The organism is Frigoribacterium sp. PvP054 (genome assembly GCF_040547465.1).
Taxonomy (GTDB): domain Bacteria; phylum Actinomycetota; class Actinomycetes; order Actinomycetales; family Microbacteriaceae; genus Frigoribacterium.
Window position 1 is genome coordinate 291,841 of record NZ_JBEPPU010000002.1, and the last position, 20,223, is coordinate 312,063.

The window sequence follows — 20,223 nt, forward strand, 5'->3', positions numbered from 1 at the left end:
CCGCGGCACGACGGCCCGGACGACGGACGCCCCGACCGGGCGGCGGTCGGGGCGTCGGGTGGTGCGGGTGCGACGGAGGGGGCCTAGACGGCGCGCGACGGCTCTCCGGGCTCGGGCGAGCCGGCGGCCTCGTGGGCGGCGACGAGCTTGCGCACGTCGTCGGCGAGCTGGCTGACGCCCTCGGGCAGCATCTCGAAGCCCTCGTGGTTGCCCGGGTTCACGACGAGGCCGGTCTCGGCCGGGATCGCCTGCACGAGCTCGGCGGCCGGCAGCGTGGCCGAGTACCGCGCGACGCCCTTGACCTGCTCGCCGATCATGTCGACGTGGGTGAAGGCCGCGAGCATGGGCACGCCCTCGCGGTCGAAGAGCACGGGCTGCAGGTCGTTCAACGACTCCTGCGCGTCGGTGGCCGTCGCGACGACGACCTGGGCGTTGACGAACTCGGCGAGCACGCTGTTCATGTCGCCCTCACCCGCCTGCCCCTTGCTGATGGCCTGCTCGAGTGCGGTCTTTTCGCGGTTGTCCGTTGCGGTCATCGCTCCAGGGTGCCGGGCCAACCTCCGTGTCGCCTCCGTGTCGGCGTGGTGCGCGGCCGTGCCGCTCGCTACCCTGTGCAGCACCCCGTCGCGCAGCACCGTCCCGAGGAGCCCCCGTGCCCCGCACCCCCCGACCGTCCCGTCGAGCGGGCGTGCCCGCGGCCCTCACCGTCGTCGGCCTCGCCGTCGCCCTGCTCGTCACGGGCTGCGCCGGCGCCACGCCCGCCTCGAGCTCGAGTCCCGGCCCGTCGGCCACGCGGCAGGCGGAGCCCTCGGCCACGGCGTCCGACATCGCGACGGCCCTGCCCGACGCCACCGCCCTGCCCGAGACCGAGCCGCCCGCCCCCGCCACGGCCGAGGCCCAGGAGGCGCCCCCCGCGTGGCACGCGTGCGTCACGGCGATCGGCGACCAGAACCCCGACCTTCCCTTCCTCGACGACGTCTGGGCCTACGAGGCCGACGACGTCCAGGACAGCGCCACGGGCGCGGTCGCCACCGTCACCATGGGTCACCTCTCGGACGGTCGTCCCGCCACCGAGTGGACGTGCCGCATCTCGGGCACCCCCGAGTCCCCCGTCGTCGACTCGGTCACCCCGGCCGACCTCTGACCGACGACGCGACGGCGACGACGACCGTGCCGTCGACCTCGTCGTCGCGGACGACCCGGGCCCGGAGGCCCGCGGTGACCAGCGCCTCCCGGGTGTCGTCCGCCTGACCCACGCTCGTCTCGAGGACGAGCGTGCCGCCCGGCGCCAGCCACGCACCGACCTCGGCGGCGATGCGCCGGTGCAGGTCGAGCCCGTCGGCGCCGCCGTCGAGGGCGAGCGACGGCTCGTGGAGGCGCGCCTCGGGGGGCAGGGACGCGATCGCGTCGGTCGGCACGTACGGGGCGTTCGCGGCGACGACGCGCAGGCGGCCGCGCAGCGACGCGGGCAGGCCGCCGAAGAGGTCGCCCTCGACGACCGTGCCCTGGTCGGCGAGGTTGCGCCGCGCGCAGTGCACGGCCGCCGGGTCGAGGTCGGTGGCCCACAGCTCGAGACCCGGGTGCTCGACGGCGAGGGCGGTGGCCACGGCGGCGGCACCGCAGCAGAGTTCGAGCACGGGGCCGCCGGGGGCCGCGGGACGGCCGGTCGGGTCGGCGGCCGCGAGCGCCGCGGAGGCCTGGTGGAGGACCAGCTCGGTGCGGCGGCGGGGCACGAAGACGCCCGGCTCGACGACGATCCGCAGTCCGGCGAACGCCGCCCAGCCCACGACCTGCTCGAGCGGCCGACCCGCGACGCGGTCGGCCACCATCGACTCGAGCGCCTCGTCGTCGGGGGCCTCGCCGAGCAGCACCCGCGCCTCGTCCTCGGCGAAGACGCAGCCCGCGGCCCGCAGGCGACGCGTGACGAGTCGTTCGCGCTCGGCCCCGGGGATCGTCACGCGTCCACGCTAGACCGACGCGTAGGCTGACGAGACCCGACGGCACGAGGGAGAACATGAAGCCGCTGACCGAGACCGACATCCGCGAGTCGTTCGTCAACGCCCTGCCGGGCGACCTCGAGCGGCTGCCGATCCCCGGGCTGCACGAGATGCTCTGGGAGGACCGCGAGTTCCTGGGCTGGCGCGACCCGCAGGCCCACCACCGCGGGTACATCGTGCACTGGATGGACGACCGGCCGGTCGGCCTCGTCGTGCGGTCGTCGAGCAGTTCGCTCCGCCCCGGCATCGCGGCCATGTGCTCGCTCTGCCACTCGCCGCAGCCGGCCACCCAGGTGCGCCTCTTCACCGCTCCGAAGGCCGGCGAGGCCGGGTTGAACGGCAACACCCTCGGCACCTACATCTGCGAGGACCTCGCCTGCTCGCTGCTCATCCGCGTCGCGCCGCCGCACCTCAACCCGCCCGAGCAGATCGAGCGGCGCTCGGTCGGGCTGACCGAGCGCGTCCGGGGCTTCACGGCGAACGTCATGAAGACCGCCTGACGCGAGGGCGTCCCGACGACCCGCACCGCGCCTCCCGGGCCCCGTCCCGTCGAGGCCGCACCCCGACCACCGACCACCAATCGAAAGGCCCCGCCGTGTCCGTCGTCAAGATCAACGCCATCCACGTCCCCCAGGGGTCCGGCCCCGAGCTCGAGAAGCGCTTCGCCGCGCGCAAGCACTCGGTCGACGGGGCCGAGGGGTTCGAGGGCTTCCAGCTGCTTCGCCCCGTCGCCGGCGAGGACCGCTACTTCGTCGTCACCACCTGGCGCAGCGAAGAGGACTTCCGGGCCTGGTCGGCCGAGGGGGTGAAGGCCGCGCACGCCCGCCCGGCCGGTGCGGCGGACGCCCCGCGCGGCCCCGTCGCGACCGGTGCCGACCTGCTCGAGTTCGAGGTCGTCGAGCTCTGACGCCCGTGTCCGCCGAGCCCGACCGGACGGGTCGCGGCCGGGCTCTGTCGACGTCGAGCGACCGACCGCCCGGGTGACAGCGTTCTCCAGGGTTCGCGCGTAGTCTCCTGCCCTGTCGTCGACCCGCTCGGGGCCCGGCGTGAGAGGTCGCGATCGTCATGAAGAAGTCCACCCGCTGGGCCACCGCCGCCGCCGTGCCCGTGGCCGTCATCGCCGCGAGCATCGTGGTCCCCGCCGTCTCGGCCACCGCCGACGTCGACCTGCCCGACAAGTCGCCCCGGCAGGTGCTGGCGCTGGCCGCCTCGAGTTCGGGTGCGTCGTACTCGGGCACCGTCGAGCAGACCTCCGACCTGGGGCTGCCCGACGTCTCGGCCCAGGCCTCCGGCGGCTCGGCGTCGTCCGACGTCGCGGGTGCCCTCGAGCTGCTGACCGGCAGCCACACGGCCGAGGTCTACGCCGACGGCATGTCCAAGCAGCGGGTGCAGGTCATCGACGACCTGGCCGAGCGCAACGTGATCCGCGACGGTTCGAGCGTGTGGACCTACGACTCGAAGACGAAGGAGGCCACCCACGCCACCCTGCCCGACGAGAGCCGTGCCCAACGCCCCTCCGTCCTGCCGGACGGCACCGCCGTGCCGCAGACGCCCGCCGAGCTCGCCGACCTCGTCCTGGCGAACGTCGAGCCGACGACCACCGTCACGGCCGAGTCCGACGTGAACGTCGCCGGACGCGACGCGTACCAGGTCGTCCTCACGCCGAAGGATTCGTCGACCCTCGTCGCCCGGGCGACGCTCACCGTCGACGCCGCGACCGGCGTCCCGCTCAAGGTGGTCGTCGACGCCAAGGGTCAAGCCGACCCGGCCCTCTCGGCCGGGTTCACCTCGATCGACTTCGACGCCCCGGCGGCGAGCGTCTTCGCCTTCACTCCCCCGGCCGACGCGACCGTGACCGAGGCGACGGCGCCCGGCCGCGCCTCCGGCCGGGCGAAGGTCGAGGGGACCCACGCCGAGAAGACCGTCGTCGGCTCGGGCTGGAGCACCGTCGTCGCTGTGACCCCGGCACCCGGATCGACCGACCGTGCCTCGTCGTCCGACACGAGCGGCCTGCTCGACCAGCTGACCACGAAGGTCGACGGCGGGCGCGTGCTCGAGACCTCGCTCGTCTCGGTGCTGCTCACCGACGACGGCCGGGTGTTCGCCGGAGCCGTCGACGCCGAGGCCCTCCAGGCCGCCGCGGCCGGCCAGTGACCCCCGGCCGGTGAGCCACGACACCACCGCGGTCCGGTCGTCGCGCGACGACGCCGGGCCGCGCGGCGCGTTCGCCGTCGAGACGAGCGGCCTGACCAAGCGCTTCGGCCACCAGCAGGCCGTCGACGGCGTCGACCTCGCCGTGCCGCACGGCAGCGTCTACGGGTTCCTCGGCCCGAACGGATCGGGCAAGACGAGCACGATCCGCATGCTGCTCGGGCTGACCTCGGCGACGAGCGGCGAGATCCGCGTGCTGGGCGGCTCGATGCCCGACGACCTCCGACGGGTCCTGCCCCGGGTGGGCGCCCTGGTCGAGGGTCCGGCCTTCTACCCCTTCCTCTCGGGTCGGGCCAACCTGCACCGCCTCGACTCGGGCGACCGTCGGGCACCGGCGGCCACCCGCCGGGCCCGCGTCGACGCGGCGCTCGACCGCGTCGGCCTCGGGCACGCCGCCTCGAAGAAGGCGCACGCGTACTCGCTCGGCATGAAACAGCGCCTGGGCATCGCCACCGCCCTGCTCATGCCCCGCGACCTGCTGGTGCTCGACGAGCCGAGCAACGGCCTCGATCCGCAGGGCACCCGCGAGGTCCGCGGCCTGATCCGCTCGCTGGCCGACGAGGGCACGACGGTCCTCGTCTCGAGCCACCTGCTGAGCGAGGTCGAGCAGATGTGCACGCACATCGGCGTCATGAGCGCCGGGCGGCTGCTCACCCAGGGCACGCTCGACGACCTGCGAGCCCTCGGCGCACACCGCGTCCGACTGCTCACCCCCGACCCCGACGTCGCCCGCGACGTGCTGATCCGCCTCGGGCTCACCCCGGAGGCGCCGGCCCGCTCGGACGCGGCGCCCGCCACCGCGGGCGGCTCGGTCCGCGTCGAGGCCGACCTGGCCGTCGAAGGCCTGTCACCCGAGTCGATCGTCGCCGCCCTCGTCGCCGCCGACGTGCGGGTGCGGGGCTTCGAGGTGGCGGGTGCGAGCCTCGAGGACCGCTTCGTGGACCTGACCGGCGAGGGCTTCGATGTCGCCGGCTGAGCCCGTGGGCGCGCATCCCGACGCGGACCGCACCGCCGACGAGCCGGTCGACGGCCCCCGCGGCGGACTCGGACTCGCCCTGCTCGGCAGCGAGCTCGCGGTGCTCTTCCGTCGCGTGCGGACGATCGCCCTGCTCGGTGCCCTGGCACTCATCCCCGTGCTGCTGGCCGTCGCCGTCCGCGTCACGACGGCCGACGGCGGCAGCGGTCGCGGGCCGGCCTTCCTGGGCGACATCACCCAGAACGGCCTCTTCGTCTCGCTCACCGCGCTCACGGTGGCGATCCCGCTCTTCCTCCCCCTGACCGTGGGCGTCGTCGCCGGCGACACGATCGCCGGCGAGGCGAGCCTCGGCACCCTGCGGTACCTGCTGGTGACCCCGGTGGGCCGGGTGCGCCTCCTGCTCGTCAAGTACGTGGCCGCGGCCGCGTTCTGTCTCGCGGCGACCCTCGTGGTGGTCGTGTTCGGGGCCATCGCCGGGGCCGCGCTGTTCCCGATCGGGCCGGTGACGTTGCTCTCGGGCCAGACGATCGGCCTCGGGGACTACGCCCTGAGGCTGCTGCTGATGGCGCTCTACGTCACGCTCTCGTTGCTGGGCCTCAGTGCGATCGGCCTGTTCGCCTCGACGCTGACGAGCGTGCCCGTCGGGGCCATGGCAGCGACCATCGTGCTCTCGACCGTCGCCCAGATCGTCGACGCGCTGCCTCAGCTGGACGCCTTCGACCCGTGGCTCTTCACCCACCATTGGCTGGGCTTCGCCGACCTGATGCGCGATCCGATCTCGTGGGACTCGTTCGCCGCCAACGCCCTGCTGCAGGCGGGCTACGTCGCCGTGTTCGGCGCCCTGGCGCTCGGCCGCTTCACGACGAAGGACGTCCTGAGCTGATCCCCCGGTGCGCCGCGGTCGGTGGTCGCGGTTACCGTTGATCGGTGCTCCTCCGACCCGGCCCCGCTCCGACCCGACCCGTTCGACCCCGCCTCGTCCCGGGCCCACCTCGTCTCGTCCGCGTCACGGTCGCCGCCGCGTTCGCGGCTGCCGCGCTCGTGGCGACCGCCGGCTGCACGTCGACCGCGGTCGTCGACCGGACGGCCGTCGTCACCCGGGGGCAGGAGGCGCGGGTCACCGTCGTCGGCGCGGCCGGGGCACCCGAGAGGGCCGTCGAGGCGAGCCGGGCGCTGTTCACCTCGAGCCCCGTCGCGGTCGTCGCCCCGGACGGCGATCCCGAGGCCCAGGCGGTGGCCGCCGACGAGGCGCGACGACTGCGGGTGCCGATGCTGCTGGCGCCCGCGGCGGGGTCGAACGGCGCATCGGCGTCACCGATCCCCTCCTCGTCGGGGCTCGCGACCGAGTCGTCGACGGGGCTGGCGCCTGAGTCGTCGACGGGGCTCGGGGCCGAGCTCGACCGACTCGGCGTCGAGACCGTGCTGGGCGTCGGTGACGTGGGGGCGCTCGACGCGACGGGTGTCGAGGTCGTGACCAGCGCCTCCTCGGTCGACGTCCCCGAGGCGGGCACCGCACGCCACGACGTCCTCGCCGTCGTGGCCGGTGGCGACGACGCCGCGGCGACGGCCACGGCACGGGCCGCCGGTGCCGAGGTCGAGGCCCTGCCCGACGGGGTCGTCGATCTGCAGACGTCCGGCGAGGTGATCGACGCGCTGCACGCCTCGTCGACGACCGCCACCCTGTTGGTCGGCGCCTCGTTCTCGACGGTCCCCGACCCCGACTGGTCGGTCGCGGCGGCCCGCTCGGGCGCACAGCTGCCGGGCGGTGGTCAGCGGTTCTTCCCCGACCGACGGTTCGTGGCGCTCTACGGCGCCCCCGGCACGGGAGCGCTCGGCGTGCTCGGCGAGCAGGACGTCGCCGCCACCGTGCAGCGGGCCGCCGCCGTCGCGGCGAGCTACGACGCGGTGAGCGACCGTCCCGTCGTCCCGCTGCTCGAGATCATCGCCACCGTGGCCGCCGGTGCGGCCGGGGCCGACGGCGACTACTCGAACGAGCTCTCACCCGAGAGCATCTTGCCCTACGTCGACGCGGCCGCCGCGGCCGGCCAGTACGTCGTGATCGACCTGCAGCCGGGGCGGGCGGACTTCCTCAGCCAGGCGAAGCGCTACGAGTCGCTGCTGTCGCGGCCGAACGTGGGCCTGGCCCTCGACCCCGAGTGGCGTCTCGAGGCCGACCAGGTGCCCCTGCGGCAGATCGGCGGGGTCGAGGCGAGCGAGGTGAACGCCGTCTCGAGCTGGCTGGCCGACCTCGTGGCGTCGAGGGGCCTGCCGCCGAAGATGTTCGTGCTGCACCAGTTCCGGCTCGACATGCTGCGCGATCGGTCGTCGATCGACACGTCGCACCCCGAACTCGAGACGCTGGTCCACGTCGACGGCCAGGGCTCGCAGCCCGACAAGCAGGCCACCTGGCGCACCCTGCACGACGGGGCACCGGCGGGGGTGGCCTGGGGCTGGAAGAACTTCTACGACGAGGACGCCCCGATGCTCAGCCCCGAGCAGACCATGGCCGACGTCTCGCCCACGCCCGACCTCGTGACGTACCAGTAGCCGAGCGCGACCGCCGAGGCGACCGCGCCGGAGGCCAGGCGGGCAGGATCCTGCAGAGCGGGCCGTCGCGGTGGACCGTCGAGGGCGAACCCGCCCGTGCTGCCGACCACGGGCCCGTGTGGCCGATTCTCCGGCGGGTGGACGAAGATGACAGGTACGACCCGACCGATTGGAACGCAGCACCGTGGCCACGAACGACGAAGTCGACCTGATCATCGACGCCTGGGCACGCGAACGCCCCGACATCGACTTCGCACCCCTCGACGTCTTCTCGCGACTGCGGCGCCTGTCGCGACGGCTCGACCGCATCCGCAGCGAGGCCTTCGCCCACGCCGAGCTCGAGAACTGGGAGTTCGACGTCCTGTCGGCCCTGCGCCGGGCCGGCGACCCGTTCCAGCTCAGCCCGAAGCACCTCGTCACGGCGACCATGGTCACCAGCGGCACCATGACGAACCGCCTCGACCGACTCGTCGAACGCGGGTTGGTCGAGCGCCGAGGCGACCCGAGCGACGGTCGCGGCGTCCTCGTGAGGGTGACCGCCGACGGCATCGCCCGGGTCGACGCCGCGATGCTCAGCCTGGTCGACGCCGAGAGCGCCCGGCTGCACTCGCTGTCACCTGCCCAGCAGGCCCAGCTCGCCGATCTGCTGCGCCTCGTCGGCGACGAGTTCAGCTAGGGCCGACGGCCCCACCGGCCTCAATCGGTGAACGCCGAACTCGGCAGGTCCTTCTCACCGTCGGCGATCGCCCGCACGATGCGCTCGGCCACCGCGTCGGGGTCGAGCGCCGCGCCGAACGCCGGGGCCTCGCCCGCCACCGCCCGGGTGGCGAGACCGGTGTCGGTGTGACCGGGGCGCGCGTCGAGCACCCGGATGCCGTCGCGCCGGTACTCCCGCCCGGCCGCCGTGACGAAGGCGGCGAGCGCGGCCTTGGACGCCGAGTAAGCCGCCATGCCGACGGTCGGCACCTCGGACACCACGCCGCTCAGGGTGACGACGAACGGTTCGCGACCGGCGGCGGCGCTCTCGGCGAGCGCGGGGTGCGCGGCCCGCAGCAGCCGGATCGGCCCGAGCGCGTTCGTCTCGACGAGTTCGTCGAGCGTGTCGTCGTCGAGGTCCTTCGCCGCCCCGAAGGCGACGACGCCCGCGGCGACCACGACGCCGTCGAGCCGGCCGTGCTCGTCGAGCGCCGAACGGACCAGCGCCGCGCCTCCCGACCGCTCCCGCAGGTCGGCGAGGTACGCACCGGGCCCCGACAACGACTCGGGCCGCCGGGCGGCGCGGACCACCACGGCCCCCTCGTCTTCGAGCATCGCGGCGAGACGCTGCCCCAGTCCGCCGGACGCACCGGCCACGAGCACCACGGCTCCGTCGAGATCGGTCATGCGGCCGACCCTACGCGCGCGGCCCGGTCCGACGCCGGGGCGGCGAACCGCAGGAGGCGCGGGTCGCGTCACGCGGACGCGCGCACCACCAGCTCGGTCGGGAGCGTCATGGCCGCGGGCTTCTCGCCGTCGATGACCTGCAGCAGCAGGCGGACCATCTCGCTGCTGATGCGGTCGAAGGGCTGGCGCATGGTCGTGAGGGCCGGAGTCGTCTCGGCAGCGACGCTCGAGTCGTCGAACCCCGCGACCGCCACGTCGGCGGGCACACGCCGCCCGGCGGCCGTCAGGGCGTCGATCGCCCCCGCGGCCATGCGGTCGTTGGCGGCGAACACGGCGTCGAGGTCCGCGTGCTCTGCCAGGAGCGCCTCCATGGCGACGCGCCCGCTCTCGCGCCCGTAGTCGCCGTGCCGGACGAGGGAGTCGTCGGCGTCGTCCCCCAGTTCGTCCCGGTAGCCCTCGAGGCGCGTGATGCCCCCGGGGGTGTCGGCGGGGCCGGCGATCGTGGCGATGCGTCGGCGGCCGAGGCCACGGAGGTAGGCGACGATCTCGCGGGCGCCCTCGCGATCGTCTGCGGCGACCCAGCCCATCTTCTTCTCGTGCCCGAGGGGGATGCCGCAGGCGATGGCGGGCACGCCCGAGTCGACCACGTCGGTCAACAACCGCCCCCCGCTGTGCGCGGAGACGAGCAGGACGCCGTCGACGTGACCGGCCCCGATGTAGGCGAGCGCCCGCTGCTGCTCGGCGGCCGAGCCGGCCATGATCAGCACGAGCGAGACGTCCCGTTCGGCGAGTGCCGCAGCCGTGCCGCGGAGCAGGATCGAGAAGTTGGGGTCTTCGAAGAGTTGCTGGTGGTCCTCGGTCAGCAGGAAGGCGACCGACCCGGTGCGGTTCGTCGCGAGGCTGCGCGCGTGCGGGTTGACCCGGTAGCCGGTCGCCTTGATGGCGGCGTCCACGGCGGTCTTGGCCTCCGGGCTGACCCACCGTCCGCCGTTGAGCGCCCGCGACACCGTGCCTCGCGAGACGCCGGCCGCCGTGGCGACGTCGTCGATGGTCGGTCGGCCACGGCCGGTCGCGCTGCTCACGCGGCCAGCCTAGGGGGCAGCGGCCCTCGGATCGACGGTGCGATCCGACCCACCGGGACGGCCCACCGTCGAGCCGGCACTACTTGACCGCACCGGCCGCGAGGTCGACCTTCCAGAACCGTTGCAGCACCAGGAAGATCGCGATCAGCGGGATGACCGACAGCAGCGCCCCGGTGATGACGAGCGTGTACAACGCCGGGGCCGAGGCACCCTGGTTGAGCAGACCGTTGAGGCCGACCGTGAGGGGGAACAACGAGTCGTCGCCGAGCATGATGTACGGCAGCATGAAGTTGTTCCAGATGGCGACGAACTGGAACAGGAAGATGGTCACGAGCCCGGGCAGCAGCATGGGCACGGCGATGCGGCCGAAGATGCCCATCTCTCGGGCCCCCTCGGTGCGGGCGGCCTCGATGACGTCGGTCGGCACGGCGGCCGCGGCGTAGATGCGGGCGAGGTAGATGCCGTACGGGCTGATGATCTGCGGCAGCAGCACGCCCCAGAAGGTGTTGGTCAGGCCGACGTTCGCGAGCAGGAAGTACTGCGGGATCGCCAGGATGACGCCGGGCACGAGCACGCCCATGAGCAGCACGTTGAAGACGACCTTCTTGCCCGGGAACTCGAACTTCGCGAGCACGTAGCCCGAGAGCGCCGAGACGAAGGTCGACGCGATCGCGCCGATGCCGGCGTAGAGCGCGGTGTTGAGCATCCAGCGCCAGAACAGCCCGTCGCGGTACTGCGTCAGGGCGACGACGTTGTCGAGCAGGTGCCCGCTCGGGGCCAGGGTGAAGGTCGAGAAGAGCTCGCCGCCGTCCTTGGTGGAGGCCGTGACGACCCAGAGCACCGGGAACAGGCAGTAGACGGCGCCGATCAACAGCAGCACGGTCGAGACGATGCTCGGCCGTTCGGCGTGCAGTCGCGGGGTGCTCGGGTCGCGCGGCAGCCCGCCCGAGGCGCGTCGGCCACCCGAGGAGGCGCGGGTCGGGTCGGGCACCGGGGCCGCCGCGTCACGGGAGCCGTCGAGGTGGATCGTGGTCATGGTCAGTCCTCCTGGCCGAACGCGCGCTTCTGGACGACCCGGAGGAAGAAGAAGCTGACGATGAAGGTGGCGAGCGCGATGACGACCGAGGTCGCCGCCGCGGAGTAGATGTCGTCGCGGGTGAAGGCGTCGCGGTAGACGAGCATGAGCGGCGACCAGCTGGTCGACAGGCTGTTCGTGAGCGGGCGGAGGGTCGTCGGCTCGGCGAACACCTGCAGGGTGGCCACCATCGAGAACAGGGCGGTCATGACGAGCGCGGGTGCCACCATGGGGATCTTGATGCGCAAGGCGATCTGCACCTCGCTGGCACCGTCGAGGCGCGCGGCCTCGTAGACGTCGGTCGGCACGGCCTTGAGCGACGTGTAGATGACGATCATGTTGAAGCCGACGCCGCCCCAGAGGGCGATGTTGGCGATCGCGAACAGCACGGTGCCCGAGCCGAGCACCCCGTCCACGTCCCAGCCGAGCCGGTCGAACACGTAGTAGAAGGGGCTGACGGCGGGCAGGTACAGGAACCCCCAGAGCAACGAGCTGATCACGGCGGGCACGGCGTAGGGCATGAAGATCGAGACGCGCGAGAAGGCCGTGGCCCGGGTGCGCTTCGAGTCGAGCAGCAGCGCGAAGAGCAGCGCGAGGCCGAGCATGCACGGGATGAGCACGACGCCGTAGAGCAGGACGCGTCCGACGCTGGCGGCGAACTCGGGGTCGGTCAGCGAACCGACGTAGTTCTCGAAGCCGGCGAACACCTGGCTCTCGCCGCCCGAGCCGAGCCCGAGACCGACGACCTGTTTCTTCTGGAAGCTGAGGAAGAGCGTGTAGACGATGGGCGCCGCCATGAACAGCACGAAGAGGACGATGCCGGGGGCCAGCATGGCGTAGGGGGTCAGCACTCGGGTGCGGAAGCTGCCGTTGCCCCGGCGGGTCGCGGGTCGGGGTGCCTCGCGATCGCTCGTCGACCGGGTCGGCCCGGTGCCGTCGGTGCGAGGGCTGAGAGGGGTGAGGGTGTCGGCCATGCCGTGTCCTTGGGTCGAGACGGGTGTGACGGAGGGGTGGCGGGGCGGCCGGGGTGACCCCGGCTGCCCCGCCCGGTGTCGCTACTCGACCGAGAAGCCGCTCTTCGTCAGGTCGTCGACGGTGATCTCCTGCATGGCCTCGACCGCGTCCTCGAAGGCCGTCCGCGTCTTCGCGTCGGCCGCCTTGGCGAACTCGTCGTTGTACGCGCTGAAGGCGACGTTGACGTTGGGGCCGTAGGTGAACGGGTTCACCGACTCGGACGCCTGCGCGGCGATGTCGTAGAAGTCGTCCTGCTGACTGAAGAAGTCGGGGCTGGTCGTCAGCGCGTCCGCGGCGGCGTCGGTCGCCGCCGGGTAGACGCCTGCGACGTCGGCGAGTGCGGCCACGGCCGTCGGGTCGGTGTTCAGCCAGGTGGCGAACTCGACCGCCGCCTCCTTGTGCTCGGACTGCGTCGTGACGGCCGTGGTCGAGCCGCCCCAGTTGCCGTCCGCGGGCTTCGAGGCGTCCCACTGCGGCAGGAGGGCCGCGGTCCACTTGCCGGCGGTGTCGGGGGCGTTGCCGCCCAGCACGCCTGGCGCCCACACCGAGCTGATCCAGCCGACCTGGCTGCCGTCGTTCAGCCCGGCGTTCCACTCGGGCGTGTACATGGGCTTGTTGTCGATGGCACCGCTCTCGACGAGCCCGCCCCAGTACGAGGCGACCTCCTCCGTCGGGCCGTCGGCGATGTCGACGCCCCAGCTGTCGCCGTCGATCGACCACCAGGAGGCCCCGGCCTGCTGCGTGAGGCCGGCGAACCAGCCGGCGTCGTTGGCCGAGAAGGTGCCGAGGTACTTCGACGGGTCGGCGGCGTGCAGCTTCGTGGCCACGTCGGCGTACTCGTCCCACGTGGTCGGGACGCTCAGGCCGTACTGGTCGAGGATGTCGGTGCGGTAGTAGGCCATCATCGGGCCGGAGTCCTGCGGGATGGCGTAGACGGCGTCGCCGCCGAGGGTCACCGACGACCAGGTGCCCTCCGAGAAGTCGCCCTCGAGGTCGGCGGCGCCCAGGTCAGAGATGTCGGCGAGCGCGTCCGACGACACGAGGGTCGGGATCTTCTGGTACTCGGCCTGGATCAGGTCGGGAGCACCGCTGCCGGCCTTGATGGCCGTGAGCAGCTTGGTGATGGCCGGGTCTCCGCCGTCCTGCTTGTTGACGGTGACCTGGATGTCGGGGTTGTCCTGGTTCCAGAGGTCGACGACCTTGTCGAGGTTCGGGGCCCAGGCCCAGTAGCTGAGCTCGACCGGGCCGTCGTCGGCCGAGCCTCCCCCGGCGCCGGAGCATCCGGCGGTGAGCAGTAGGGCGGCGGTCGCGATCGTGGCGACACCGAGACGGCGGGATGAGCTGCGCATTCGTCCTCCTTGAGGAAAGCAAGAGCTGTGGTGGGGGGACAGCGCGGGCCTCGGAGAACCACGTCGCTGTGCCTGTGAGCGGTTACAGTTATGCACAGCACTTTTGGCTTGTCAACACCGACATGAACGCTTTTGGCAGTCGATACCGGTGTGTTACAACTGGGAGCGCACACAGTCAAAGGAGATCACCGCATGTCACTCGAGCTCGACGCCCGGCCCACGCCCCAGGCCACCACGACCTGGCTGCCCGGTCGCGCCGACCTCCGCTACGGCGGGGACTACAACCCCGAACAGTGGCCGCGCGAGGTCTGGCTCGAGGACATCGCGCTGATGAAGCAGGCGGGCGTCAACCTGGTCAGCGTCGGCATCTTCTCGTGGGCCCTGCTCGAGCCCCGTGAGGGCGAGTACGACTTCGGCTTCCTCGACGACGTCCTCGGCCTGCTCCACGACGCCGGCATCGACGTCGACCTCGCCACCCCGACGACCGTGCCTCCCGCGTGGTTCTGGAAGGCCTACCCCGACTCGCACCCCGTCACCCGCGACGGCGTCACGCTGGGCCGCGGCTCGCGCGGCATGGTCAGCCCGAGCAGCCCCGACTACCGTCGGGCCGCGCTGGCCATCACCGAGCGGCTGGCCGAGCGGTACGCGAACCACCCCGCGGTCGTCCTCTGGCACGTCCACAACGAGTACGGCGCCCCGATCAGCGAGGACTACGGCCCCCACTCGGTGCTCGCCTTCCGCACCTGGCTCGAGGAGAAGTACGTCAGCCTCGACGCGCTGAACGCCGCGTGGGGCACCCGGTTCTGGGGCCAGACCTACGGCGAGTGGGACGAGATCGACGTGCCACGCACCTCGGCCACGGTCGTGAACCAGACGTCGCGCCTGGACTTCGCCCGGTTCACCTCGGACGCCCTGTTGGCCTGCTTCACGGCCGAACGCGACGCGATCAAGCGCCATGCACCGCACCTCCCGGTCACCACGAACTTCATGGCGACCAACTGCCCCTCGATCGACTACTGGAAGTGGGCCCGCGAGGTCGACGTGGTCGCGAACGACCACTACCTGGTGGCCGAACGCCACGACAACCACGTGCTGCTCGCCATGGACGCCGACCTCACCCGGTCACTCGCCGGCGGTGCGCCGTGGATGCTGATGGAACACTCGACCTCAGCCGTCAACTGGCAGCCACGCAACATCGCCAAGCGGCCCGGTGAACTGGCCCGCAACGCGGCCAGCCACCTCGCCCGCGGCGCCGACGCCATCCTGTTCTTCCAGTTCCGCGCATCACGTTACGGCGCCGAGAAGTTCCACTCGGCGATGCTGCCGCACGCCGGCGTCGCGACCCGCACCTGGCGCGAGGTCGTCGACTTCGGCGCCGACCTGGGTCGCCTCGCGGCCGTCCGCGGCAGCCGGGTGGAGGCGCGGGTCGCCGTCCTCTGGGACGTCGAGTCGTTCTGGGCGCACGACCTCGAGTGGCGCCCCTCCGTCGAACTCGACCACCGCGAGCGCGTCGTGGCCTGGTACGCGGCCCTGTGGCAGCTCGGCGTCACGGTGGACTTCCGGCACCCGCACGACGACCTCACGGGGTACGACCTCGTCGTCGCCCCGTCGCTCTACCTCGCCGACGAGGCGACATCGGAGGCGATCGACGCGTTCGTCCGGGCCGGCGGCACCTTCGTGGCGTCGTACTTCTCAGGGGTCGTCGACGAGGACGACGCCGTCCACGAGGGTGGCGCTCCCGGTGCCCTGCGACGGACGCTCGGCCTCTCGGTGCCCGAGTTCCTGCCCCTGTACGCCGACCAGGTGGTCACCCTGGACGACGGCACGACGGGCACGGGCTGGTCGGACGACATCGTGCTCGAGGGCGCCGACGCGGTCTCGCGCTACGTCGACGGTCCAGCCGCCGGCGGGCCCGCCGTCACCCGCAACGAGCGAGGCGACGGGTCGGCCTGGTACGTCTCCACCCGCACCTCCGGCGCCGACCTGGACGGTCTCGTCCGGGCCGTGCTCGACGACGCGGGGGTCGCCGTGCCGGTCGAGCACCCCGCGGGGCTCGAGGTCGTCGTCCGTCACGGCGACGACGTCGACTTCACGTTCTTCGTCAACCACGGCGACGCCGAGGCCGACGTCGTCACCGGGCGGGGCACCGAACTGATCACCGGCGACCCCGTCGACGGCCGTCTCGCCGTGCCCGCCGGTGCGGTGCGCGTCGTCAGCGGCCCGCGAGGCTGAGCCGCGACGCGAGGCGATCGCAGGAGGTGCGGTGCCGGTGTCGAGACCGGCACCGCGCCTCCTGCACCCCACCCCGAGAGCCGCGACGTGCTGATCGTCGAGACCTCGTACCCGTGGACGCTCGAGGACGACCCCGACCACGCCTGGGAGAACGTGATCGTCGCCCCGTCGCAGCTGGTCGTCGGCTATCCTGCGACGCCCGAGGGCCAGGCCGCGAACTTCCGGGCGATCCAGGACGTGGTGGCATCCGCCCCCGGCGGCCGCGGCATCGGCGTCGTCGCGTGGGAGCCCGCGTGGACCGCGGTCGAGGGTGCCGGCTGGGACCCCGACGACCCGGCCTCGGGCAACGCGTGGGAGAACCAGGCGATGTGGGACCCCGACGGTCGCCCCTCGCCCGCCCTCGACGAGTACGAAGCCGACTGACGCGGGCGACCGCCGGGTGAACCGGGCCCCGGGCGTCGCGCCCCGGGCCCGGCGACCCCCAAGATTGAGCCATGCCCTCCGCCCCGCGTCCGCGACCCCGCGTGTCCCGCCGCACCGCGCTGCTCGGCGCGGGCGGACTCGCCGTCCTCGGCACGCTCGGTGCGGGCGTCGCCCTGCGGGCCGACCGCGTGACCGAGGAGGCGCGGGTCACGCCGACCGCGCCTCCTCGGCCCGTCGACGCCCTGCTGGCCGCGGGCACGGCGACCGTCGCGCACCGCGGCGGGTCGCTCGACTGGCCCGAGATGTCGCTGTTCGCGTACCGGCAGTCGGTCGCGGCAGGGGTGGACGCGCTCGAGATGTCGCTCGCCCGCACCTCGGACGGCGTCTGGTTCGGCCTGCACGACGAGACCCTCGACCGCACCTCGGGCACGACCGGCTTCGTCGCCGCCGAGCACACCTGGGCCGAGGTGCAGCGCTACCGCATCTCGGCGGCGGGGACGAGCGACCCCGACCAGTCGGACCAGCCCTACGCCCGCTTCGACGAGATCGTCCTCGAGTTCGGCCACGACCACGCGCTCTTCGTCGACCCGAAGTACGTCGGCGCCGACTTCTACCCCGAGCTGTTCGAGATCGCCCGGACGCAGCTCGGCACGGCCGACCTGACGCAGACCCTCGTCGCCAAGGGCTACTGCACGCAGACCGAGTGGGGCGACCTCGCGACCGCCCGGGGGTGCGAGACCTGGGGCTACTACTACGCCGGCGAGCTCGCGGAGGACCCCGGGCTGCTGAGCCGCACCTCGTCGAGCTGGAGCCTGCTGGGCCTCGACTGGCAGGCGCCCGCCACGACCTGGGCCACCCTCGCCGCGACCGGCAAGCCGGTCTACGGCCACATCGTGCCCGACCTCGACGCGGCGTACTCCGCCCTCGACCACGACGCGGACGGGCTGGTCGTCTCGGGCGTGGCCGAGGTGGTCCCACCGTTGACGACCGAGGGCTGACGACCGAGGCCTGCCGACCGCGGACTGACGACCCGGGGCGACGACCGCGGCCCGACGACCCGGGGCGACGACCGCGGCCCGACGACCCGGGGCCGACGACCGGGGTCCGACGCCGGGCGGACCGACGGCTCAGGCGGCGGTGACCGCCACGCGTTCGGGCCGCTCGGCGTCCGCCCCGAACACCAGCCGCCGGGTGGCGACCTTGTCGGCGAAGAACCGGTCGTGGCTGACCACGACGACGGCGCCGGGGAAGTGCTGCAGCGCCCGCTCCATGACCTGGGCGCTCGGCACGTCGAGGTGGTTGGTCGGCTCGTCGAGCAGCAGCACCGAGGCCCCCGAGAGCAGGCACTGCGCCATCGCCACGCGGGCCCGCTGACCGCCCGAGAGCGAGCCGATGCGCTTCTTGAGGTCGGCCTCGCTGAACTGGAACATGGCGAGGAACCGACCGACCGACTTGCGGGTCGCGGTCAGCGCGAGGCTGTCGGGCAGGGCATTGACCGAGTGCGTCACGGTGTCGTCGTCGTCGAGCTCGGCCAGCACCTGGTCGTACGAGACCACCTTGACGCCGCCGGCCCAGGCCGCCCGCCCCGCGTCGGCGCGCTCCTCGCCGGTCAGCACCCGCAGCAGGGTGCTCTTGCCGCTGCCGTTCGCACCGGTGACGACGAGGCGGTCACCGCGGCGCAGCTCGAAGGTCAGGTCGTCGAAGAGCGTGCGGTCGTCGCGCGCCTTGCCGAGGCCGTCGACGCGGCAGAGGACGTCCTTGACGTGCAGGCCCGAGTAGATCTCGGTGATGATCTGGTCGACCGGGCGCGGGGCCCGCGACTTCTTGACCTTGGCGAGCTGCTTGAGCAGGTCGCCACCGTCCTGCCGCTTGGCGGCCTTGGCGGCGTCGCGGCGGTCCGAGATGCCCTCGGCCTCGAACGCGAGGAGTTCGGACTCGTGCACGAACTGCTGCTCGAGGCTCTTCAGCCGGAACTGCTTCTGCACGACGTACTCGGCGAAGTCGCCCGGGTAGTCGTGCAGGTGGAAGTTCTCGACCTCGACGATGCGCGTGACGACCGCGTCGAGGAAGCTGCGGTCGTGCGACACGACGACCGCGGCCCCGTGGAAGTCGCGGAACCACGCCTCGAGCCATTCGACGCCCGCCACGTCGAGGAAGTTCGTGGGCTCGTCGAGCAGCAGCACGTCGGGGTCCTCGAGGACGATCTTCGCGAGGGCCGCCCGGTTGCGCCAGCCGCCGCTGAGGTCGTCGATCGGGCTGCTGCGGTGCGCGTCGCCGAACCCCAGCACGCTGAGGGCGGTGTCGATGCGGCGCGGGTACTCCCAGCCGTCGACCCGGTCCATCTCGGCGAACAGCTCGGACTGCCGGTGGATCAGCTGGTCGAGGGCGTCCCCGCCGTCGGGGTCCACGGCCGCGACCGCGATGTCGGCGTCGATCTGCGCCAGGTCGGCCTCGATCGCCCGCTCGTGGGCGAAGAGCCCGGTCAGCACCTCGACGATCGTCTGCGTGCCGTCGAGCTCGGAGAACTGCGAGAAGTAGCCCACCCGCACGCCCTGCTCGAGCGTGACCGTGCCCACGTCGGGCTGCACCTGGTCGAGCATCAGCTTGAGCAGGGTCGACTTGCCGCTGCCGTTGCGACCGATCAACCCCACGCGCTCCTTCTCGTCGAGGCGGAAGAACGCCTCGCGCACCACCGGGGTGCCGTCGAAGCGGACGGTCACGTCGTTCAGTCGGATGAGGCTCATGCGTCGATCCTCGCAGGCCTTCGGAACACCCGGCACCGCCCGGTTGTTGTCGTGAGAGGCATCGACGCGATCGCGGGCACCCGACCCCATCCGATCGCACCGGCGCCGACGAACAGGAGGCATCATGTCGAACCAGTACCGGAAAGACCCCGAGGCGGTCGCCCGTCTCACCTCGACCCAGCGTCGAGTCACCCAGGGCGGCGGCACCGAACCGGCGTTCCGCAACGAGTTCTGGGACTCGAAGGACGTCGGCATCTACGTGGACGTCGTCTCGGGCGAGCCCCTGTTCGCCTCGGTCGACAAGTTCGACAGCCGGACCGGCTGGCCGAGCTTCACCCGCCCGATCGACGCCGATCACGTCGTCGAGAAGCGCGAGGGCCTGTTCTTCAAGCGCACCGAGGTGCGGTCCGCCGCGGGCGACAGCCACCTCGGCCACGTGTTCGGCGACGGTCCCACCGCCACCGGCGGCCTGCGCTACTGCATCAACTCGGCGGCCCTCCGCTTCGTCCCCCACGCCTCACTCGAAACCGAAGGATACGGTGCCTACATGACGCTCTTCTCCCCCGAATCCACCCCAGCCCCCAGCGGCACGACCGAGACCGCCATCCTCGCCGGAGGCTGCTTCTGGGGCGCCCAGCAGCTGCTGCGCCGTCGACCGGGCATCGTCTCGACGCGCGTCGGCTACTCGGGCGGCAGCGTGCCGAACGCCACGTACCGCAACCACCGAGGCCACGCCGAGGCCGTCGAGATCGTCTTCGACCCGGGCCTGACCTCGTACCGCGAGATCCTCGAGTTCTTCTTCCAGATCCACGACCCGTCGACGAAGGACCGCCAGGGCAACGACGTCGGCGACAGCTACCGCTCGGCGATCTTCTACACGAACGACGAGCAGCGGGCGACGGCGCTCGACACCATCGCCGACGTCGACGCGTCGGGCCTCTGGCCCGGCAAGGTCGTCACCGAGGTCTCGCCCGCCGGCGACTTCTGGCAGGCCGAAGAGGAGCACCAGGACTACCTCGAGAAGGACCCCTACGGCTACACCTGCCACTTCGTGCGCCCGGGCTGGGTGCTGCCGAAGCGCGACCAGCAGGTCGCCGCGGGCTGACGCCCCGCGAGAGCCCACAGGAGGCGCGGTACCGGTCCGACCGGCACCGCGCCTCCTGCGTCCGTCCGGTCGCGCGCGCCCTAGC

General features: G+C 72.7%; 20 protein-coding genes. 12 read left to right on the forward strand and 8 right to left on the reverse strand.

What is annotated here, in order from left to right; genetic code table 11:
- Positions 1–83: 83 nt before the first annotated feature.
- Positions 84–536, reverse strand: coding sequence for an SseB family protein (locus ABID81_RS04160; RefSeq protein ID WP_354593553.1), 453 nt, complete (start codon positions 534–536; stop codon positions 84–86).
- Positions 537–652: 116 nt separating this feature from the next.
- Between ABID81_RS04160 and ABID81_RS04165 the strand changes: the two genes are divergently transcribed.
- Positions 653–1,144 (forward strand): hypothetical protein, encoded by a 492-nt coding sequence (locus ABID81_RS04165; RefSeq protein WP_354593554.1) that lies wholly within the window; start codon positions 653–655, stop codon positions 1,142–1,144.
- Here ABID81_RS04165 and ABID81_RS04170 read toward each other — a convergent pair.
- Positions 1,125–1,958 (reverse strand): putative protein N(5)-glutamine methyltransferase, encoded by an 834-nt coding sequence (locus ABID81_RS04170; protein WP_354593555.1) that lies wholly within the window; start codon positions 1,956–1,958, stop codon positions 1,125–1,127. The two genes, ABID81_RS04165 and ABID81_RS04170, sit on opposite strands and share 20 nt — an antisense overlap.
- A gap of 56 nt (positions 1,959–2,014) precedes the next feature.
- Between ABID81_RS04170 and ABID81_RS04175 the strand changes: the two genes are divergently transcribed.
- From ABID81_RS04175 to ABID81_RS04205, 7 genes are all read left to right on the forward strand, one after another.
- Positions 2,015–2,497, forward strand: a complete 483-nt coding sequence (locus ABID81_RS04175; protein WP_354593556.1) for an FBP domain-containing protein — start codon at positions 2,015–2,017, stop codon at positions 2,495–2,497.
- Between the two features lie 95 nt (positions 2,498–2,592).
- On the forward strand, positions 2,593–2,904 hold the full coding sequence (locus ABID81_RS04180; RefSeq protein ID WP_354593557.1) for an antibiotic biosynthesis monooxygenase family protein: 312 nt from the start codon (positions 2,593–2,595) through the stop codon (positions 2,902–2,904).
- A 158-nt stretch (positions 2,905–3,062) separates the two neighbouring features.
- Positions 3,063–4,151, forward strand: a complete 1,089-nt coding sequence (locus ABID81_RS04185) for a LolA family protein (RefSeq protein ID WP_354593558.1) — start codon at positions 3,063–3,065, stop codon at positions 4,149–4,151.
- Between the two features lie 10 nt (positions 4,152–4,161).
- A complete protein-coding gene (locus ABID81_RS04190; protein ID WP_502915174.1) occupies positions 4,162–5,184 on the forward strand; it encodes an ABC transporter ATP-binding protein in 1,023 nt (340 codons plus the stop codon).
- Positions 5,171–6,067: an ABC transporter permease gene (locus tag ABID81_RS04195; protein ID WP_354593559.1), complete on the forward strand. Its 897-nt coding sequence runs from the start codon at positions 5,171–5,173 to the stop codon at positions 6,065–6,067. The genes ABID81_RS04190 and ABID81_RS04195 overlap by 14 nt, the downstream gene beginning before the upstream one ends.
- 44 nt (positions 6,068–6,111) lie before the next feature.
- A complete protein-coding gene (locus ABID81_RS04200) occupies positions 6,112–7,731 on the forward strand; it encodes a hypothetical protein (RefSeq protein ID WP_354593560.1) in 1,620 nt (539 codons plus the stop codon).
- A 184-nt stretch (positions 7,732–7,915) separates the two neighbouring features.
- Complete coding sequence (locus ABID81_RS04205) at positions 7,916–8,407, forward strand: MarR family winged helix-turn-helix transcriptional regulator (RefSeq protein ID WP_354593561.1); 492 nt, start codon at positions 7,916–7,918, stop codon at positions 8,405–8,407.
- Positions 8,408–8,427: 20 nt separating this feature from the next.
- On the opposite strand, the gene ABID81_RS04210 is transcribed toward ABID81_RS04205, so the two are convergent.
- From ABID81_RS04210 to ABID81_RS04230, 5 genes are all read right to left on the reverse strand, one after another.
- A complete protein-coding gene (locus ABID81_RS04210; protein WP_354593562.1) occupies positions 8,428–9,114 on the reverse strand; it encodes an SDR family NAD(P)-dependent oxidoreductase in 687 nt (228 codons plus the stop codon).
- 68 nt (positions 9,115–9,182) lie between these two features.
- Positions 9,183–10,196, reverse strand: coding sequence for a LacI family DNA-binding transcriptional regulator (locus ABID81_RS04215; RefSeq protein WP_354593563.1), 1,014 nt, complete (start codon positions 10,194–10,196; stop codon positions 9,183–9,185).
- Between the two features lie 79 nt (positions 10,197–10,275).
- Positions 10,276–11,232 carry a carbohydrate ABC transporter permease gene (locus ABID81_RS04220; RefSeq protein ID WP_354593564.1) on the reverse strand — a complete coding sequence of 319 codons (957 nt, stop codon included), beginning with the start codon at positions 11,230–11,232 and terminating at the stop codon, positions 10,276–10,278.
- A 2-nt stretch (positions 11,233–11,234) separates the two neighbouring features.
- Positions 11,235–12,245 carry a carbohydrate ABC transporter permease gene (locus tag ABID81_RS04225; RefSeq protein WP_488628059.1) on the reverse strand — a complete coding sequence of 337 codons (1,011 nt, stop codon included), beginning with the start codon at positions 12,243–12,245 and terminating at the stop codon, positions 11,235–11,237.
- 81 nt (positions 12,246–12,326) lie between these two features.
- Positions 12,327–13,634, reverse strand: coding sequence for an ABC transporter substrate-binding protein (locus ABID81_RS04230; protein WP_354593565.1), 1,308 nt, complete (start codon positions 13,632–13,634; stop codon positions 12,327–12,329).
- A 192-nt stretch (positions 13,635–13,826) separates the two neighbouring features.
- Between ABID81_RS04230 and ABID81_RS04235 the strand changes: the two genes are divergently transcribed.
- The 3 genes from ABID81_RS04235 (at position 13,827) to ABID81_RS04245 (ending at position 17,287) form a co-directional block, all read left to right on the forward strand.
- Entirely contained in the window at positions 13,827–15,866 is a 2,040-nt protein-coding gene (locus ABID81_RS04235) for a beta-galactosidase (RefSeq protein WP_354593566.1), read from the forward strand.
- 87 nt (positions 15,867–15,953) lie between these two features.
- On the forward strand, positions 15,954–16,289 hold the full coding sequence (locus ABID81_RS04240; protein WP_354593567.1) for a glycosyl hydrolase 53 family protein: 336 nt from the start codon (positions 15,954–15,956) through the stop codon (positions 16,287–16,289).
- Between the two features lie 71 nt (positions 16,290–16,360).
- Positions 16,361–17,287 carry a glycerophosphodiester phosphodiesterase gene (locus tag ABID81_RS04245; protein WP_354593568.1) on the forward strand — a complete coding sequence of 309 codons (927 nt, stop codon included), beginning with the start codon at positions 16,361–16,363 and terminating at the stop codon, positions 17,285–17,287.
- 129 nt (positions 17,288–17,416) lie between these two features.
- Here the strand turns inward: ABID81_RS04245 and ABID81_RS04250 are convergent, their stop codons facing one another.
- The gene (locus tag ABID81_RS04250; protein ID WP_354593569.1) at positions 17,417–19,033 is read right to left on the reverse strand and encodes an ABC-F family ATP-binding cassette domain-containing protein; all 1,617 of its coding nucleotides are present in this window, start codon (positions 19,031–19,033) and stop codon (positions 17,417–17,419) included.
- A 124-nt stretch (positions 19,034–19,157) separates the two neighbouring features.
- Between ABID81_RS04250 and ABID81_RS04255 the strand changes: the two genes are divergently transcribed.
- Positions 19,158–20,138 carry a bifunctional methionine sulfoxide reductase B/A protein gene (locus ABID81_RS04255; RefSeq protein WP_354593570.1) on the forward strand — a complete coding sequence of 327 codons (981 nt, stop codon included), beginning with the start codon at positions 19,158–19,160 and terminating at the stop codon, positions 20,136–20,138.
- Positions 20,139–20,223 lie beyond the last annotated feature (85 nt).

What these genes read in the sequence shown, in the direction of transcription:
- ABID81_RS04225 (WP_488628059.1), bottom strand. Translation starts at nt 12,245, where the DNA reads ATGGCCGACACCCTCACCCCTCTCAGCCCTCGCACCGACGGCACCGGG.
- ABID81_RS04175 (WP_354593556.1), top strand. Translation starts at nt 2,015, where the DNA reads ATGAAGCCGCTGACCGAGACCGACATCCGCGAGTCGTTCGTCAACGCC.
- ABID81_RS04255 (WP_354593570.1), top strand. Translation starts at nt 19,158, where the DNA reads ATGTCGAACCAGTACCGGAAAGACCCCGAGGCGGTCGCCCGTCTCACC.
- ABID81_RS04245 (WP_354593568.1), top strand. Translation starts at nt 16,361, where the DNA reads ATGCCCTCCGCCCCGCGTCCGCGACCCCGCGTGTCCCGCCGCACCGCG.
- ABID81_RS04195 (WP_354593559.1), top strand. Translation starts at nt 5,171, where the DNA reads ATGTCGCCGGCTGAGCCCGTGGGCGCGCATCCCGACGCGGACCGCACC.
- ABID81_RS04230 (WP_354593565.1), bottom strand. Translation starts at nt 13,634, where the DNA reads ATGCGCAGCTCATCCCGCCGTCTCGGTGTCGCCACGATCGCGACCGCC.
- ABID81_RS04235 (WP_354593566.1), top strand. Translation starts at nt 13,827, where the DNA reads ATGTCACTCGAGCTCGACGCCCGGCCCACGCCCCAGGCCACCACGACC.
- ABID81_RS04220 (WP_354593564.1), bottom strand. Translation starts at nt 11,232, where the DNA reads ATGACCACGATCCACCTCGACGGCTCCCGTGACGCGGCGGCCCCGGTG.
- ABID81_RS04210 (WP_354593562.1), bottom strand. Translation starts at nt 9,114, where the DNA reads ATGACCGATCTCGACGGAGCCGTGGTGCTCGTGGCCGGTGCGTCCGGC.
- ABID81_RS04250 (WP_354593569.1), bottom strand. Translation starts at nt 19,033, where the DNA reads ATGAGCCTCATCCGACTGAACGACGTGACCGTCCGCTTCGACGGCACC.
- ABID81_RS04185 (WP_354593558.1), top strand. Translation starts at nt 3,063, where the DNA reads ATGAAGAAGTCCACCCGCTGGGCCACCGCCGCCGCCGTGCCCGTGGCC.
- ABID81_RS04160 (WP_354593553.1), bottom strand. Translation starts at nt 536, where the DNA reads ATGACCGCAACGGACAACCGCGAAAAGACCGCACTCGAGCAGGCCATC.